We start from the raw sequence: 16,780 nt of genomic DNA on the forward strand, positions 1-16,780 counted from the left end.
AAGAGCGTTCAATGAAAAAAGTAGTAACGATTGGATTAAGAATATTAGCCTCACTAATAACCATTTATTTGGGCCTATGGTACCTGGTAAACGCCGATGCAGAAGTAAATACGGTTGAAACAGTTGATCCATCATTTATTTGGGCTGATTTACTCCTGTGGTTAGAAGTCGTATTGATGGCCCTTATATTAATTAACTTGTGGCTAGGTTTTAAAATATCTGAGAAAATAACTAATTGGTGTGTGCTAATGGCATTGGTCGTGTCTATTCTGATTCTTTTGATGGCACAGGCACTGGGGAGCTTTATTCTAGTAATATTGGTTTTGGCGGTAATTGTTTGGACGCTCAACTTCAAGCTGAAAGAATGGCATTAGTTATGAACCATTGTCAGTTACGCGTGGGTCTAGTTAATTTTCAAACGGTTGAGATTCAGTGAGTTATGGACAAAAAAGGAAGAAAATTCTCAAGTCGAGAATTTTCTTCCTTTTTTCGATAGAAACCGAGTGATGTTCCGGCCTCTTTATCAGTAATTTTTGGTAAAAAGCTAACGTGTGGAAAATATTTGCAGGAGATGGGGTTAAAATACGCGGCTCATGTCAGTGACCGGAGGCGAAGAGCACACGGCTTTACCCCCGTGAAAGAATCTCGTCAACCGCGCCGCCATACGTTTCCCCAAACAGATTCAAATGCGCCAACAAATAATACAGTTGGTAGTGCGCCAACCGATCCGTATATCCCGCGGCAAACGGGTAGGCATCCGTGTACCCCCGATAGAAGTCGGCGGAGAAGCCCCCGAAGATGGTGGTCATGGCGATATCAAATTCGCGGTCGCCGTAGAGAACGTCGGGGTCAATCAGCGTGGGAGTGCCATCGGCGGTGAACAGATAGTTGCCCGACCACAAGTCGCCATGTAACAGGGCTGGCGTGATTTTCCGGTCCTGATTCTCGGTGACAATGTGTTGGCGAACCCGGTCGTAAGCGGCCTGTCGTTGGTCGTTCCACAGATGATGGGCCTGTGCCCGTTTCACCAACGGATCGAGGCGTTGCTGGAGATAAAAGGTGGTCCAATCCGTTTGCCAATCATTGTGCTTGGGGAGCTTGCCGACGAGGTTGTCCTGGTCAAAGCCAAATTTGGGAGCCGTGACCCGGTGAACGCGGGCGACAGCTTGACCCAGCTCGTACTGACTCCCGTGCCCGGTCTCCAGAAATTCCAGAACCAGGTAGGCGTCGCCGTCGATGTTGCCGGTGGCTAACACGTCGGGCACGTTTACGGCCTGGCCGAGAGCCTTGAGTCCGGCAACCTCGTGGCTGTAAAAGCTGGCCGGCGTTTGTGGTTGCACTAACAAGAAGGCGGGGCCCTCTGCCGTAGTCAGGCGGTAGGCTAAGTTGATATCGCCGCCGGAAACCGGAGTCGCTGCGCTAACGTTGGGGAGTGGCAGCTGGGCCAACCAAGCTTGTGTGAGTGTCATAGATGAAGATCTTCTTTCTAAAAATTAAGAGGCTGCTTGAAAATACTTGCTGAGGCCGGCAACTACGCGGGTAGCCACGGCCTTTTGGTAACTGGTGCTACGGATGTAGCTGAAGTCCTTCTTGGTGTTGATATAACCCATTTCTAAGAGCAGCGATGGCCGGTTGTTATCCCGAATAACCTCAAAGTTGCCGTACTTGACGCCCCGGTTGGTTAGGCCCAGGTCGTCCATCTGACTGTTGACGTCCGTGGCCAATTCATATGAGGTGTCGTGGTGGTAATAGTAGGTCGTCGTCCCGGAGCCGAGGTTATCCGCGGGGGCCGAGTCAAAGTGAAAACTAATGAAGGCACTGGCCTGATCCGTGTTGGCGAGGGCGGGCCGGTCGGCTAGGCTGACGGTCTTGTCGCTGTCACGGGTCATGATGACGTGGGCACCACGGGCGCGGAGCTGCTTGGCAACCTGTTGGGCCATGGCTAATGTGTACGTTTTTTCGTCGTGATTCTGGTCGATGGAAAGGGCGCCGGAATCGCTGCCCCCGTGGCCGGGATCCAAGACGATGGTGGCTTCCGACAGGGCGGTGGCGCGTTTCAGGTTACCCGGGTGTTGGACCAACCAACTAGCGACCCAGCCGAAGTGGTTCTGGCTGTCGCGCACGTGGTACCAGTTATCCTTTTCACCTAAAATGGTCAAGCGACTGTTTTTTTTAACCTTGTGGGTGACAGAATAGGTCAGGCCGGGGCCGGTCCGCAGGTTAATATTGCTGACGGTCGCGACGACGGAATTGTGCTGGATAAAGGCAAAAATCAAGCCTCCAGCGACTAAGAGAATGACCAGTCCGGTGACCAAGCCGGGCCAGTTGCGAGGTTTAAAATGCATGTGACGGTCTCCTTTAGTAAATTAGTTTTTATTATACCACGGAGAGTGAAAGTGCTTGTTAGAATCCCGTTAAGATATGGTCAAGACCGCTTTCAACAATCAGGCAAAACTTTGGTAACCACCTTGACTTTTCCTCCGATTTTCAGTATTCTTAGGAAGAATAAAATAGATTGCCCATGAGAAAGATTAGTAAGAGAATGCCCGTTATCAGAGAGGTCGCGTTGCTGGGAGCGACTAACGGTGTAACTTTGAAGACACTTTTGAGGCTAATGACGCTCGTCGTCATTCGTTTGCAACGTTATCCTGCAGAGAAATTTAAAAGGTGGTACCGTGCATACCTGCGCCCTTGTCTATTGACAGGGGCGTTTTTTATTTTCTGTGGGTGCAGGAAGGGAGAATGCTCATGCGTTATCAACGACCAAAGGGAACGGCGGACATCTTACCAGGAGACTCAGAAACCTGGCAGTTCGTCGAGGCCACCGCGCGCCAGTTGTTTGCTAATTACCGCTTCAAAGAAATTCGGACGCCAATGTTTGAAAACTTTGAAGTCTTTTCACGGACTTCCGGGGATACCTCGGACATCGTGACCAAGGAAATGTATGACTTTAAGGATAAGGGGGATCGGCACCTATCCTTGCGGCCAGAAGGAACGGCCGGTGTGGTTCGGGCATTTGTTGAAAATAAACTTTACGGCCCCGAAACGCAAAAGCCTTACAAGGTCTACTACATGGGCCCGATGTTCCGTTACGAACGGCCCCAATCAGGTCGGCAACGGCAATTCCACCAAATCGGGGTGGAAGCCTTCGGTAGTGACGCGCCCGAACTGGACGTCGAAGTCATTGCTTTAGGGATGAACCTGCTGAGTAAGCTGGGTCTGAGCCACTTACGGTTAGCCTTAAACACGTTGGGTGACAAGCCTAGCCGAGACGCTTACCGTCAAGCTCTGATTGACTTCTTGGAGCCTCACTTTGATGAATTGAGTGACGACTCCAAGGTCCGCTTACACAAGAACCCACTGCGGGTTCTCGACAGCAAGGACAAGCACGACCAAGAAATCGTGGCCGACGCACCGTCTATCCTCGACTTCCTGACGCCGGAAGCCACGGCCCACTTTGACCAAGTCAAGGCGAGCCTGGACGCTTTAGGCATCGACTACGACGTTGATGCCACCATGGTTCGGGGGTTGGATTACTACAACCACACCATCTTTGAAATCATGGCCGATTCACCAGCCTTAGGTGAAGGTTACACGACCGTCTTGGCCGGTGGCCGGTACAACGGGTTGGTCGCTGAGTTGGGTGGCCCTGAGATGTCCGGTGTCGGCTTTGGTCTGGGTGTTGAACGCCTGGTCTTACTGATGCAGGCCGAAAAGGTTGCCATTCCAAATGATCACCCCTTAGACGTTTACGTCGTGGGTATCGGTGACCAGACGTCCTTAGAGACGTTGAAATTGGTTCAGGCCATCCGTGCCGCTGGGTTGACCGCTGATCGCGATTACCTGAGCCGCAAGCCTAAGGCCCAGTTCAAGACGGCTAACCGATTGGATGCCGCCTACACCTTGACCATTGGGGATCAGGAATTAGCCGATCAAACGGCCAACCTGAAGTCCATGGCAACGGGTGAAGAAATCAGCGTGCCATTAGCTGACATTTATCAAGATTTTCAAAACGTCGTGGCAACCAAGTTCACGGCAAAATAAAAGAGGGAAAGACATGGAAAAGAATTTGAAACGCACCACGTATGCCGGTTTAGTCGACGAACAATACCTCGACCAAACCGTTGTCTTAAAGGGTTGGGTGCAAAAGCGCCGGAACCTGGGTGGCCTGATCTTTATCGATCTGCGCGACCGTGAAGGCATTGTGCAATTGGTCTTCAGTGAAGAATACGACAAGGACTCTTTGGAAGTCGCTGAACATTTACGGAGCGAATACGTCATCGAAGTGCAAGGTCAAGTCGTTGCACGGACGCCTAAAGAAGTTAACCCCGACATGAAGACGGGGAAGGTTGAAGTCCGGGTCACTGTCATCAACCTCCTGAACAAGTCCAAAGAATTGCCATTTGAAATCAAGGATGGCGTGAACGCCTCTGACGATTTGCGGTTACAGTACCGTTACCTGGACTTACGTCGGCCAGAAATGCAAAAGGGCCTGTTACTGCGGAACCGGATCGTCCAATCCGTCCACAGCTACTTCGATCAAAACGGTTTCATCGACATCGAAACGCCAGATTTGACCAAGTCCACGCCAGAAGGGGCCCGGGACTACCTGGTGCCTTCACGGATCTACCCAGGTCACTTCTACGCCTTGCCACAATCTCCACAATTGTTTAAGCAATTGCTGATGGGTTCTGGCTTTGACCGTTACTACCAAATTGCCCGTTGCTTCCGTGACGAAGATTTGCGTGGGGACCGTCAACCTGAATTTACCCAGATTGACTTGGAAACGTCCTTCTTAACGGCCGAAGAAATCCAAGACCTGACTGAAGGCCTGATTGCCAAAGTTATGAAGGATACGTTAAACGTTGACGTCAAGCTGCCATTCGAACGGATGGACTGGGACGATTCCATGGCGCGCTTTGGGACCGACCAACCCGACGTGCGTTTCGGGATGGAATTAAAGGACCTGTCTGCCATCATGGCCAACACCGACTTTAAGGTCTTCTCTGGTGCCGTTGCTGACGGCGGCCAAGTTAAGGCTATCGCCGTTCCGGGTGGTGCTGACAAGTACAGCCGGAAGGACATTGACAAGTACGGCCAATACATCGAACGCTTCGGCGCTAAGGGCTTGGCTTGGATGAAGGTTACCGACGACGGCTTCAGCGGTCCTATCGCGAAGTTCTTCAAGGAAGGCGACTGGTTCAAGCAGATTACCGAAGCCACCGGCGCCAAGAGTGGCGACCTGTTGCTGTTCGCTGCTGACTCCAAGCGCGTGGTTGCCCAAACGTTGGGTTACCTGCGGGTCGCTATCGCCAAGGAACAAGACATGATTGACCAAAACAAGTGGGCCTTCCTCTGGATTGTCAACTGGCCATTGTTTGACTACGATGTCGACTTGAAGCGGTGGGTTCCTGCCCATCACCCATTCACGATGCCTGCTGAAGGGGATGCGCACTACCTGAACGACGGCGAAGACCCACACAAGGCCTACGCCCAAAGTTACGACATCATCTTAAACGGTTTGGAATTAGGTGGGGGCTCCATCCGGATCCACACCCGTGAACTCCAAATGAAGATGTTGAAGGCCTTAGGCTTTACGCCAGAACGTGCTGAAAAGCAATTTGGCTTCTTACTAAAGGCCTTGGATTACGGGTTCCCGCCTCATGGTGGTCTGGCCATTGGGTTGGATCGGTTTGCCCGCTTGCTGGCTAAGCGTGACAACATCCGCGACGTGATTGCCTTCCCTAAGAACTCGAAGGCCACGGAACCAATGACCGAAGCCCCATCCGTGGTTGCTGACAAGCAATTGCTGGACCTGGACTTACTCGTCGCCAAAAAGGACGAAACGGAAGAATAAGCAATTCGCGGATAGTCGCCTGCGACAGCTAGGCATTCCGCCTGTGGGGTCCACCCGAAGCCAAAAAGCGGTCTTCGGGTTCGACTTGAAGCCTGACTCAAACCGTCAGTCTCCAAGATCGACCAGTCACGTAAGCCGGCACAAAACGCCGACTAACGTGACACGCACAGGTCTCCATGCCTAGCCGTCTCCGGCTATCGCAAATGGCTTAAGCTTCGGTTAGCTTGGTGGGAGTCATCTGTTTGATTTCTGCCGAATCTAAACAAATATAGTTTATACGGGACTCATCCTTACCTTTATGGTAGGTGGTGAGTCCTTTTTTTGTGATTAGGTTTGGGGTATTGCAAGTAATTTTAGAAAGATTAATTATGTAGTTAAATTATAGAAGGGATGTCTAACAGAAAGGGAATACAGTGGTTTAACCCATTGTCGAAATAAATAATTCCTGTTAATAATCAGAGATAGACCAAGTCGGGTCAGCACTGTGCAGTCTTAGTGGCAGATGAATAGCAAACGCTGGCAGAAAATTAGTGGCAAGTCTGAGTGACCAGAGGCGGATCAAGGTGACCAGCTGTGTCGGTGTTGTTGGCTGGGGTCCTTTCCCAGCCTAGAACACGGGACGACCTTGGAAACTCACGTCCTTCAGTGAGGTTTCAAGTCGAGGTGGAAGACCGCTTCTCAGGCTGGAACCGGGCCCCACAGCAGGGCATCTTGAATCCGCCGCCGGGAACGTGAAGCTTCGCTAACTAATTTTTCAGGCCAAGGGGAGTTGACCCATTGATGAAAAAGCGGTGTAATTGATAACATTAGAAAATGGAGTGATTATGATGAGTGAAATTGAAACGGCAACATTTGCTGGCGGCTGTTTTTGGTGCATGGTCCGGCCGTTTGATACCTTCCCAGGAATTCAAAAAGTGCTGTCCGGCTACACCGGTGGAACCGTTGCCAACCCGACCTATGAGCAGGTGAAGAGCCAAACGACCGGGCACACCGAGGCCGTGAAAATTTGGTTTGATCCCAGCGTGGTGAGCTATCGGCAGCTGGTTGAGTTGTATTGGCAACAAACTGATCCTACCGATGATGCGGGGCAATTTCAGGACCGCGGTAGTAATTACCGGCCCGTCATCTTCGTCAACAGTGCGGAGCAGGCGCAAATTGCGCGCGATTCCCGGGATGCCTTGCAACAACGTGAACAGTTCGACAAGCCTATTGTGACGCAGATTCAGGTCGTTCAACCCTTCTATCCAGCGGAAGAACGTCACCAACAATTCTATCAGAAGAATCCGGAACGCATGGCGCAAGAAGAAGCCGGCGGTCGTGAAGCATTTATCAAACAACACTGGCAAGAAGATTAGAAGTCGCTAAAAGCTGGCTTTTGCCGTGGCCGGAACGCTAATTAAATGCTATACTAAGCCGAGCATAGTGTGAAGTATGACAAAAAATAAGCGAGGTCGAGTATTAAATCATGGATGATGTGCAGCAGTTGTTTAAACGGCATACCTATACGGCCAAGTTCTCCGTCGCGTTCTTCTACGGGGTTCTGGTGTCGATTGCGGTGAACTTTTTCTGGACGCCGGGACATATTTATTCTTCCGGGGTTACCGGGTTAGCGCAGTTAGTCAACAGTTTAACGGCGGGGTTGGGGGCGTTTCACATTACGACGGCCCTCGGGCTGTTTCTGATCAACATTCCCATGTTTTTCCTAGCTTGGAAACAAATTGGTAAGTCTTTTACGGTCTTTACGTTCATTTGTGTCCTGTTCGCGTCCGTGATGATCCGGGTCATCCAACCGGTCCATTTGACCAGTGATCCCATCATCTGTGCCATTTTTGGTGGGGCCGTCAATGGATTTGGGACCGGATTTGCCTTGAAAAATGGGATCTCAACCGGTGGGTTAGATATCATCGGTATCGTGCTTCGACGCAAGACGGGTCGCAGCATGGGGACCATTAACATTGCCTTTAACAGTTTGATCGTCATCAGTGCCGGCTTCGTTTACGGCTGGCCATACGCGCTGTATTCTGCGCTTGGGCTGTTCGTGAACGCCAAGGTCATTGACATGACATTTACCCGTCAACAGCGGATGCAGGTCATGGTCATTACCGACCGACCCAAGACGGTGATCGATAGTATTCAAAACCACATGCGGCGGGGAATTACGATTGTCCACGGCGCTGAAGGGGCCTATCGTCACGACGAAAAGACTATTTTGTTCACGGTCATTACCCGTTACGAAATGGATGCACTGGAAACGGCAATGGAAGAAGCCGATCCAAAGGCCTTCGTCAGTATCTCAGATACGGTCAAGGTGTTGGGACACTTCTACGAGCCTAAGTGGTAAAACTTATGGAAAGTCTGGACGAGGGTCCGGGCTTTTTTTAATTCGTCCGTGTAATTTTTTGGAAATGGTCGCGGGTTACGAGAGTAAGGACTATGTAAATAAAGGTAGGCAAACCAGCTGGCTGATAAAAATAATTTCTGTCAGTGACCAGAGATGGGCCAAGGTGGCCAGCTGTGTCGGTGATGTTAGACTGAGAGTTTCTTCTCGGACTTACAGCACGGGGCTCAAAGGCGAGGCGAAGGACCGCTCCTCAGGCCGGAGCCGTTCCCCACAGCAGGCCACCTTGAGCCCACCGCCGGGAACGAAGGCGCAGTCACCATTTTTAACAGTCGGAGGGGTTAAAGTATTAAAGGTTCGTAAAATTCTCTAGGTTATCCCAGTAGATGTGGTATAATTCTCGGTGTTATGGACAGCGAAATCTAGTGATATTGGTGATTAACGTGAAAGAGATTTATTTATGGTTAGTACGACTGATGTCGCTACTCTGGTCGGGGCGACGGCAACGTGACGTGGTCTACCTGATGAGTTTCGGTGACAACGTCCCGTTTATCAAGGCGCTAGCGGCGGGTATGCCGGCTGACCGGCAACTGTTGGTCTTTTATCGACCCAGTTGTCAGGCGGCCGCAGACGAGCTGGCAGCGACGGGTATCACGGTTCGACCGTTTACGGACGGCCTAGGCTTTGTATTCACTGGCATTAGCCAGGTGATGCGGGCCCGGGTGTTGTTTTGCGACAACTATTACGCCTTCTTAGGCGGTTTGCGGCATCCCCGGCGCATGCGCATCGTTCAGATGTGGCACGCCGCGGGGGCTGTGAAGCGCTTTGGGTGGGATGATCCCACCACGGCGGACCGTTCGGCCAGTGATCAGCGCCGCTTTCAAGCGGTCTACGATCAATTCGACGAGTACGTGGTCGGGGCACCGGCCATGGGACAGGTGTTTGCGAGCAGCTATCGGGCACCGCTGGACCGGATGCAGGTCCTGGGGTATCCCCGGTCTGATCGTTTACAAGACGCCAACTGGGTGGCACAGACCCAGCAGCGGGTTTGGCAAGAATTGCCAGCCTTAAAGGGGCACCGCGTGATCTTGTATGCACCAACTTACCGGGAGGGCGTGACCTTCACACCACCCAAAGGGTTAGCCCAAGCGCTACGGCGTGATCCGGATGCCCGGGTCGTGCTCAGGTTACATCCGGCGTTGGCAACCAAAGCGGAAGACTTCCAGCGACAATTGGGTGCGCAGGGGGTCGACGCGGCGGGCTTGTCCACGGCGGAACTGTTAACGGTGACCGAAACGTTGGTCACGGATTATTCATCGGTGGCGTTTGACTACAGTTTGTTGGCCAACGCCCACAGCTTACTGTTTTACCTATTTGATTTACCAGCCTACCAGCAGGATCCGGGTGTGCAACCGGACTTGCTGGACTGGCTACCGGGCCCGGCCTTAACGACCAACGCTCAACTGGCAGCGGCCATCCAAGCGGATGCCGCTACCGAGCTTACCCAATTCAATCAACATTGGAATAGTGCCAACGACGGCCACGCGACTGAACGTGTGGTTGCCCGTTACGTCGCGCTATTATCCGATTAAAGTTAAAGGAGTGCAGTGCCTTGAAAGAGGTCATGACCTTATTTAAAGAACAATTCTCGAGTATCGGAATTATTTTCCGAATTTCTCGCTACGAGGATCAAGCAAGTTATCAGAGTCACTACTTAGGTTTAGCCTGGGAATACTTATACCCGTTGATTCAAATCGCTATTTACTGGTTAGTCTTCGGGGTTGGGTTGAAGCATGGCCAACCGTTAAATGGGGTCGGTTACCTCCCTTGGATGGTTATCGGAATCACGCCATGGTTCTTCATGAACCGGGCCACGTTGGACGCTTCTAAGAGTATCTACCAACGGGTCAATATGGTGGCCAAGATGAAGTTCCCAGTGTCCGCACTGCCAACGATCAAGGTCGTCAGCAACTTGAGTTCCTTCTGGACCATGATGGTCTTCTCCATCTTTATTGGCCTGTTAAATGGGGTCTACCCAAGTGTTTCTTGGTTCCAATGGATCTACTACTTCTTCGCCATGATTTGCTTGCTGGTTGCCTTAGGGGTTCTGAACTCCTGCATTAGCTTGCTGGTCCGGGATTACCACATCCTGTTACAATCCGTGATGCGGATGTTATTCTACGTGTCTGGCGTGCTGTTCAACTTCGTTACCACGTCATTCCCAGCACCATTCGTCCACTTATTGGAACTGAACCCGTACTATTACATTGTTAATGGGTTCCGGGAATCCTTTATCGGGACCGGTTGGTTCTGGCAACACCCAATGTTGAGCTTGGAATTCTGGTTATTCGTCATCTTCGTTCTGTTGATTGGCTCTCACTTGCACTACAAGTTCCGGTCACGGTTCGTCGACTTAATTTAATTTGAAAGGAGCAACCTCAAATGGCTAAAGGTTCACACGAATTCGTCCAGTCATTGAAGCTCGTTGCTCGCTATGGGCTCATCGTCTTGAACGGTGGGCTTATTTGTTTACCCATCAAGCGGCGACAAGTGATTTTTGAAAGTTTTAACGGCAAGGATATCAACGACAATCCGGCAGCGATTTACCGCGAATTAGTTAAGGAACACCCCGACTATGCACACACGGCTTACTTTAGCGTCAAGCCTCGAGAATTCGCGGGCCTGCATGCAAAATACCCGGAGATCAATTTGGTCAAGCGTTTCACGCCGCGGTGGGTCACTCTGATGGCGCGGGCAGAGTTTTGGGTGCTGAATTCACGGTTACCCAACTGGTGGCACCAGAACCGCCGCACGACCGTCATTCAGACCTGGCACGGGACCCCGCTGAAAAAGTTGGGCGCAGACATTGCCCACGTGGCGATTCCCGGGACCAGCACGGCGGACTACCACCACGAATTTATCACGGCGGCGCATCGCTGGAATTATTTGATTGCGCCGAACCAGTATTCACAGGATATTTTCAAATCGGCCTTCGGGTTTAAAAACCAGTTTTTGTCGATTGGGTACCCCCGAAACGATGTGCTCTACACAACGAGCCAAGATGAGGTGTTCGCCCTGAAACAACGTCTGTTGGGCGCCGTGAACGGGCCCGTCGTGACCTATGCACCAACCTGGCGCGATGACATGGCGGTACGGCCGGGCGTCTATCGCTTTGACCTGCCATTTGATCTGGGCGAGTTCTTCAACCACGTACCAGCGGGAACGCACCTGATCATTCGGCCCCATTATTTGGTCAAGGACGCCATCGATATCCACGGTTATGAAGACCGGGTAACCGTGTTGGCCGAGACCGATATTGCCCAGCTTTACCTGATTTCCGACCTCTTAATTACGGATTACTCCTCGGTCATGTTTGACTTCGCTAATTTGAAACGGCCGGAACTGTTCTTTGCCTATGACCTGGCGCATTACCGCGACCAGCTCCGCGGCTTTTACTTTGATTATGAACGGGAAATTCCGGGACCGCTGGTGACGACGGCTGCGGCTTTTTACCAGCAACTCGATGGTTGGCGGGAGACCGGCGCCTTTGCCGGCTATGAAGAACGCCAGGCCGCCTTTTACCACAAGTTTTGTGAGTGGGAAGATGGCACGGCCAGTCGCCGCGTCGTTGACGTCATCAGTCATGAAGGGAAGGGGCACTAATGGCAGAATTTTTAATTGGTTCACACGTGAGCATGAAGGGCAAGGACATGTTGTTGGGGTCCGCCCAGGAGGCCGCCAGCTTTGGTGAAAATGTGTTCATGATCTACACGGGGGCGCCCCAGAACACGCGGCGCAAACCCATTGACGAGCTGAACATTGATGCGGGAAAGGCCTATATGGCGGATCACCAGCAACGGGCCGTCGTTGTCCACGCGCCCTACGTGGTGAACCTGGGCAACACGACCAAGCCACAGAACTATGGCTTTGCCGTGGAATTCCTGACGGCGGAGGTCCACCGCGCCGCCGCCCTGGGGGCTACCCAAATCGTCCTGCACCCGGGCGCACACGTGGGCGCCGGTCCCGACGCGGCCATTGCCCAGATTGCCCAGGGACTTGATGAAATCCTGGCCGCGGCCACGGAGCCCGTGCAAATTGCGCTGGAGACCATGGCGGGCAAGGGCACCGAGGTCGGTCGGACCTTTGAACAACTGGCGGCCATCATGGACGCTACCAGTCATAACGACCGTTTGTCGGTGTGCTTTGACACCTGTCATACCAGCGATGCCGGTTACGACATTGCTGGGGACTTTAACGGCGTGCTCGACGAATTTGACCACGTTATCGGGCTGGACAAGCTCAAGGTGATCCATTTGAACGACTCCAAGAATCCCCAGGGCAGTCACAAGGACCGTCACACCAACATCGGTTACGGGACGCTGGGCTTTGACGTCTTAAACGGCGTTGCTCATCATCCCCAACTGACGACGGTGCCCAAGATCATGGAAACGCCGGTGATTGGTCCGGACCGCAAACACGGCGTCAATCCCCACGGGTATGAAGTCGCCATGCTCAAGGCCCAACGGTTCAATCCGGACCTGGAAGCCGATGCGTTGGCGGCCAAGCCGGTCGATGAATTTTTAAAGCGTTAATCAAAAAAGCTGCGATTTCACGCCCACCTTCAGTAAGTGGGAATGAAATCGCATCTTTTATTAAATGAGGTTAATCGGCCAGTGGGTGCGGAATCAAATCGTAATCCACACTTTCCATGATCAACGTGGCCGTTTCTTCGATTGATTTATTGGAGACGTCAATCACTAGGCAGCCAATCTTTTTATAGAGTTTTTGGGCGTAATCCAATTCTTCGGTAATCTTATCCGCATCGGAATAGGCGCTGTCGGCGGGCAATCCGTAAGAGATCATCCGTTCCTGACGAATTTTTCGCAGGATGTTGGGCTTGTTTGTCAGACCAAAGATCCGCTTGGGATCGACCTGCCAGAGCTCATCGGGTAACTGCGTCTTAGGCGACAGGGGCAGGTTGGCGACGCGGAGGTTCCGGTTGGCCAGGAAGAGGGACAGCGGGGTCTTAGACGTCCGGGAAACGCCGAGAATCACGATGTCCGCCTTCAGTAGACCGGTCGGGTCCTTCCCATCGTCGTAGGTCACAGCAAATTCCATGGCCGCGATGCGATCGAAGTAGGTGTCGTTCAAATTGTGGACCAGACCGGGCACCCCTTCTGGCTCCAAACCGGTGGCTTGATGCATGACCGCCATGGCTGGTTGAATGCAATCAAACTGTTGTAATAAATTTTTTGCAGCAAATTCGCGGACCCGCTGACTTAATTTTGGACTGACTAACGTGTGAAAAATCATCGCACGTTGCTTCTTGGCGAGGTTCAAAATGCCATCCAAAATCGAGTCCGTTTGGATGAAGGGGAAGCGTTGATAGCTGGCCTGAACCGCGGGGTATTGGGAAACAGCCGTCTGCGCAACGGTGAGGGCGGTTTCACCGGATGAGTCTGAGATAACGAAAATTGTAATCTGTTGCATGGGCGAGCAACTCCTCTGACGTTTTCTTCTAGTGTACCCCGGGAGATAAAACGGTTCAAATTTATTTGCTTGTGTTATTGACGCGGTTTGGGTGTTTATGTATAATAGTTAAGAACCGTTACGCCGGTGGAAGAAATTCTAACCGACGTTATTACTTGTGCTCGGAGGGAGGGAATTTTATATGGCAAAGACAGTCGTTCGCAAAAACGAGTCTTTTGACGACGCTCTTCGGCGCTTCAAACGTACGGTTTCCCGTAGCGGTACTTTACAAGAATACCGTAAACGTGAATTTTACGAAAAACCAAGTGTGAAGAAAAAGTTAAAATCAGAAGCTGCGCGTAAGCGTAAAGCCAAGAAGAAGCGTTTCTAAGCTCTTTTTGCAAAGTTAACAAAAAATCGTTGAACTTAAGGTTCAGCGATTTTTTTGTGCACTTTTTGAATAGTTATTCAACGAATGGATGAATACACGAAAATAGTTAGTCAGAGCCGCTTTCGTTGGTCAAAACGACCTTCCCAATCATCCGGTTGGATTCGACCAATTCGTGAGCGGTCCGTAAATTAGCCGCATCAATGGGTGATAGGGTCTTGGTCAGGGTCGTGACGATTTGACCGCTGTCGACCAACTGGGCCACCCGCGTCAGGATGTCGTGTTGGCTCAGCATATCCGGCGTGCCGAAGTAGGACTTGGTGAACATCCACTCCCAGGCGAAGGTCGCGCGCTTTTGCTTCAACGCACGCAGGTCGATGGGCGTGTCACTCCCAGTGATGGACACGATGGACCCACTGGGCACAATCAGCGACACGATTTCCGGCCAGTGCTGGTTCAGGTTGCTTAACTCTAAGATGTAATCAACGGTCGGGTACCCGAGGGCCTGGACCTGAGGCACCAAATCTTCCCGGTGGTTAACGACGTGATCTGCGCCGTGGTCCTGCGTCCAGGCAATCGTCTCTGGTCGTGAGGCCGTGGCGATGACGGTCAGACCGGCCAGATGGGCGAACTGGGTGGCCATTGAGCCGACACCCCCCGCACCGTTGATGATCAGGATCGTCTTGCCGGCGTTGGCCTGAGGGGTGTCGACGTCGATGTGCATTTGTTCAAACAAGGCTTCCCACGCGGTCAGGGAGGTCAGGGGTATTGCGGCCATTTCAGCGGGGGATAATTTTTCCGGTGCGGGGCCCACGATGCGTTCGTCCACTAAATGGTACTCGCTGTCCGTTCCTGGCCGTTTGAAGGAGCCGGCGTACCAGACGCGGTCGCCGGGCTGAAACAGGCTGACAGCGTCACCCACGGCGTCCACAATGCCGTAAGCATCAAAGCCGAGGACCTTGGGTGTTGGCAACACGCCGGTCGTCCCGCGGCGCACGGCGGTGTCAACGGGGTTGACCGAGGTGGCCACCACCTTGACGAGCAAATCGTGGCCAGTCGGGGTGGGTTTCGGCTCGAAGAATTCGGTCAAGCTAGTATCGTCTGTGATGGGTAATTTCTGAGTAAAACCAATTGCCCGCATATCTGTCATATTAAAATCGTCCTTTCTTGTCGTTAATTTCAGGATACCATTTTACCCGTGAATGACAATCATGTTGGTCCGGACCAGAGGCGGCGAGCGCACAAGCAAAAATTAGCAGTGAATACCTGACGTTCGTTGGAAATAGGTGTAAACTTAATGGTAATTACAACTTTTAGGAGGAAACACAATGAGTTTAGAAACCCAACTCAACACTGATTTAAAGACGGCCATGAAGGCCCACGATAAGCTTTCCTTGAACGTTATCCGGATGATGAAGGCTGCTTTGACCAACGAAAAGGTCAAGCAAGGTCACGACTTAAGCGAAGACGAAGAATTAACGATCGTTTCCCGCGAGTTGAAGCAACGCAAGGAATCCATGGCAGAATTTGCCAAGGGTAACCGCGATGATTTGGTCGAAGGCGTGAAGGCTGAAATCGCCATCGTTGAAAAGTATGCGCCTAAGCAATTGAGCGAAGACGACATTGCGAAGATCGTTGCCGACAGCATTGCTAAGGTCTCCGCTAGCGGCATGGGCGACTTCGGTAAGGTCATGGGCGTTGTGATGCCCCAAGTTAAGGGCAAAGCCGACGGTGCCATCGTCAACAAGACGGTTAAGGCGCAGTTAAACAAGTAGGCGCTTGTCGTTTCGTTCCCGGCGGTGCGCTCAAGGTGGCCTGCTGTGGGGAACGGCTTCAGCCTGAGGAACGGTCTTCCGCCTCGCTTTTGAGCCTGAGAAGCGGTCTCAAAAGTCGTCCCGTGGTCTAAACTGAGAAAATCGCTCAGTTAAGGCCACCGACACAGCTGGCCACCTTGGCCCACCTCTGGTCACTGAGACTGGTGCTGACAGTTTAACTGGCGAACCGGTCTTGGTTCGTGCTGGCAAGGTTAGCTTGTCGGTGAACGCACGAGGTGTAATCTACAAATAAATTAAATTGTTGCTGGTGGCGTTCGTCAGAAAATGCTGCCAATGGGGCCGCTGCGAGTTTTTCGTGGTGGCCTTTTTTCTAAGGAGGATGAGGACGTGTTAACCTATGAACGTGTGACCGAGCTGACACCTGAACAACTAAAGCTAGTATTGCTAGCGGATCCCAACCAAGCGCTGGTCGATGCGTACCTGCCGCAAAGTGCCATCTACGCGGCTAGCGATGCGACCGGGCTGGCGGGGATGCTGGTGTTGAAACGGTTTGCGCCTCGTGTGGTGGAGATTATGGCGATTGCGGTGACCCCCGCTAAGCAACGCCACGGCTACGGACGGGCGCTCCTGACGTTTGCCTATCAATGGGCGATTGAGCACGGCTACCGGACGTTACGCATTGCGACCGGGACGACCAGCCTCGCACAGCTGTATTTGTATCAGCAGCAGGGCTTTCGCGTGATTGCGGTGGAACCCGACTACTTTACGCAAAACTATCCGCAAACCATCGTGGAAAACGGGGTAATTTTACGTGATCGATTGGTCTTGGAGCGGCCCATTCACCTCCCCGAACTGCCGCGTAAGTGACCCGTCACGACTTTTCGCGCCGAATCCTTTTACAATCCCCGGTGGTATGCTAAAATTTGAGTATTAGAAGTCTGCGCTATGTTGGG

At 52.1% G+C, this 16,780-nt stretch carries 16 protein-coding genes; 12 read left to right on the forward strand and 4 right to left on the reverse strand.

What is annotated here, in order from left to right; all coding sequences use genetic code 11:
• Window positions 1-11: 11 nt before the first annotated feature.
• Complete coding sequence (locus tag JUF22_RS08465; protein WP_203645544.1) at window positions 12-374, forward strand: hypothetical protein; 363 nt, start codon at window positions 12-14, stop codon at window positions 372-374.
• Window positions 375-626: 252 nt separating this feature from the next.
• Here the strand turns inward: JUF22_RS08465 and JUF22_RS08470 are convergent, their stop codons facing one another.
• Both JUF22_RS08470 and JUF22_RS08475 read right to left on the reverse strand, forming a co-directional pair.
• Entirely contained in the window at window positions 627-1,469 is an 843-nt protein-coding gene (locus tag JUF22_RS08470) for a fructosamine kinase family protein (protein ID WP_203645546.1), read from the reverse strand.
• 24 nt (window positions 1,470-1,493) lie between these two features.
• Complete coding sequence (locus JUF22_RS08475; RefSeq protein WP_203645548.1) at window positions 1,494-2,345, reverse strand: N-acetylmuramoyl-L-alanine amidase family protein; 852 nt, start codon at window positions 2,343-2,345, stop codon at window positions 1,494-1,496.
• 403 nt (window positions 2,346-2,748) lie between these two features.
• On the opposite strand from JUF22_RS08475, the gene hisS reads away from it, so the two are divergent.
• The 8 genes from hisS to JUF22_RS08515 all read left to right on the forward strand — a co-directional run bounded on the left by hisS (window position 2,749) and on the right by JUF22_RS08515 (window position 12,787).
• Window positions 2,749-4,044 carry a histidine--tRNA ligase gene (gene hisS, locus JUF22_RS08480; RefSeq protein ID WP_203645550.1) on the forward strand — a complete coding sequence of 432 codons (1,296 nt, stop codon included), beginning with the start codon at window positions 2,749-2,751 and terminating at the stop codon, window positions 4,042-4,044.
• A 25-nt stretch (window positions 4,045-4,069) separates the two neighbouring features.
• Window positions 4,070-5,857 carry an aspartate--tRNA ligase gene (aspS, locus tag JUF22_RS08485; protein WP_203645822.1) on the forward strand — a complete coding sequence of 596 codons (1,788 nt, stop codon included), beginning with the start codon at window positions 4,070-4,072 and terminating at the stop codon, window positions 5,855-5,857.
• Between the two features lie 827 nt (window positions 5,858-6,684).
• Window positions 6,685-7,212, forward strand: coding sequence for a peptide-methionine (S)-S-oxide reductase MsrA (gene msrA / locus JUF22_RS08490; RefSeq protein WP_203645552.1), 528 nt, complete (start codon window positions 6,685-6,687; stop codon window positions 7,210-7,212).
• Between the two features lie 110 nt (window positions 7,213-7,322).
• Complete coding sequence (locus JUF22_RS08495; protein WP_125762790.1) at window positions 7,323-8,198, forward strand: YitT family protein; 876 nt, start codon at window positions 7,323-7,325, stop codon at window positions 8,196-8,198.
• Window positions 8,199-8,638: 440 nt separating this feature from the next.
• Window positions 8,639-9,787: a CDP-glycerol glycerophosphotransferase family protein gene (locus JUF22_RS08500; protein WP_236000749.1), complete on the forward strand. Its 1,149-nt coding sequence runs from the start codon at window positions 8,639-8,641 to the stop codon at window positions 9,785-9,787.
• Between the two features lie 20 nt (window positions 9,788-9,807).
• Window positions 9,808-10,617, forward strand: coding sequence for an ABC transporter permease (locus JUF22_RS08505; protein WP_203645556.1), 810 nt, complete (start codon window positions 9,808-9,810; stop codon window positions 10,615-10,617).
• A 20-nt stretch (window positions 10,618-10,637) separates the two neighbouring features.
• Window positions 10,638-11,858, forward strand: a complete 1,221-nt coding sequence (locus JUF22_RS08510) for a CDP-glycerol glycerophosphotransferase family protein (protein WP_203645558.1) — start codon at window positions 10,638-10,640, stop codon at window positions 11,856-11,858.
• Window positions 11,858-12,787: a deoxyribonuclease IV gene (locus JUF22_RS08515; RefSeq protein WP_203645560.1), complete on the forward strand. Its 930-nt coding sequence runs from the start codon at window positions 11,858-11,860 to the stop codon at window positions 12,785-12,787. Before JUF22_RS08510 ends, JUF22_RS08515 begins: the two co-directional genes overlap by 1 nt.
• Before the next feature lie 70 nt (window positions 12,788-12,857).
• On the opposite strand, the gene JUF22_RS08520 is transcribed toward JUF22_RS08515, so the two are convergent.
• Window positions 12,858-13,685 carry a pyruvate, water dikinase regulatory protein gene (locus tag JUF22_RS08520; protein ID WP_125762776.1) on the reverse strand — a complete coding sequence of 276 codons (828 nt, stop codon included), beginning with the start codon at window positions 13,683-13,685 and terminating at the stop codon, window positions 12,858-12,860.
• Between the two features lie 181 nt (window positions 13,686-13,866).
• On the opposite strand from JUF22_RS08520, the gene rpsU reads away from it, so the two are divergent.
• On the forward strand, window positions 13,867-14,055 hold the full coding sequence (rpsU, locus tag JUF22_RS08525; RefSeq protein ID WP_011667518.1) for a 30S ribosomal protein S21: 189 nt from the start codon (window positions 13,867-13,869) through the stop codon (window positions 14,053-14,055).
• A 106-nt stretch (window positions 14,056-14,161) separates the two neighbouring features.
• Here the strand turns inward: rpsU and JUF22_RS08530 are convergent, their stop codons facing one another.
• Window positions 14,162-15,193: a zinc-binding alcohol dehydrogenase family protein gene (locus JUF22_RS08530; protein WP_203645824.1), complete on the reverse strand. Its 1,032-nt coding sequence runs from the start codon at window positions 15,191-15,193 to the stop codon at window positions 14,162-14,164.
• Window positions 15,194-15,380: 187 nt separating this feature from the next.
• Between JUF22_RS08530 and JUF22_RS08535 the strand changes: the two genes are divergently transcribed.
• Entirely contained in the window at window positions 15,381-15,827 is a 447-nt protein-coding gene (locus JUF22_RS08535) for a GatB/YqeY domain-containing protein (protein ID WP_203638064.1), read from the forward strand.
• Window positions 15,828-16,214: 387 nt separating this feature from the next.
• Complete coding sequence (locus tag JUF22_RS08540) at window positions 16,215-16,694, forward strand: GNAT family N-acetyltransferase (protein WP_203645567.1); 480 nt, start codon at window positions 16,215-16,217, stop codon at window positions 16,692-16,694.
• Window positions 16,695-16,780: the final 86 nt, after the last annotated feature.

Origin of the sequence: Levilactobacillus lanxiensis, assembly GCF_016861655.1 — a bacterium.
In the GTDB taxonomy this organism is placed as follows: Bacteria; Bacillota; Bacilli; order Lactobacillales; family Lactobacillaceae; genus Levilactobacillus; species Levilactobacillus lanxiensis.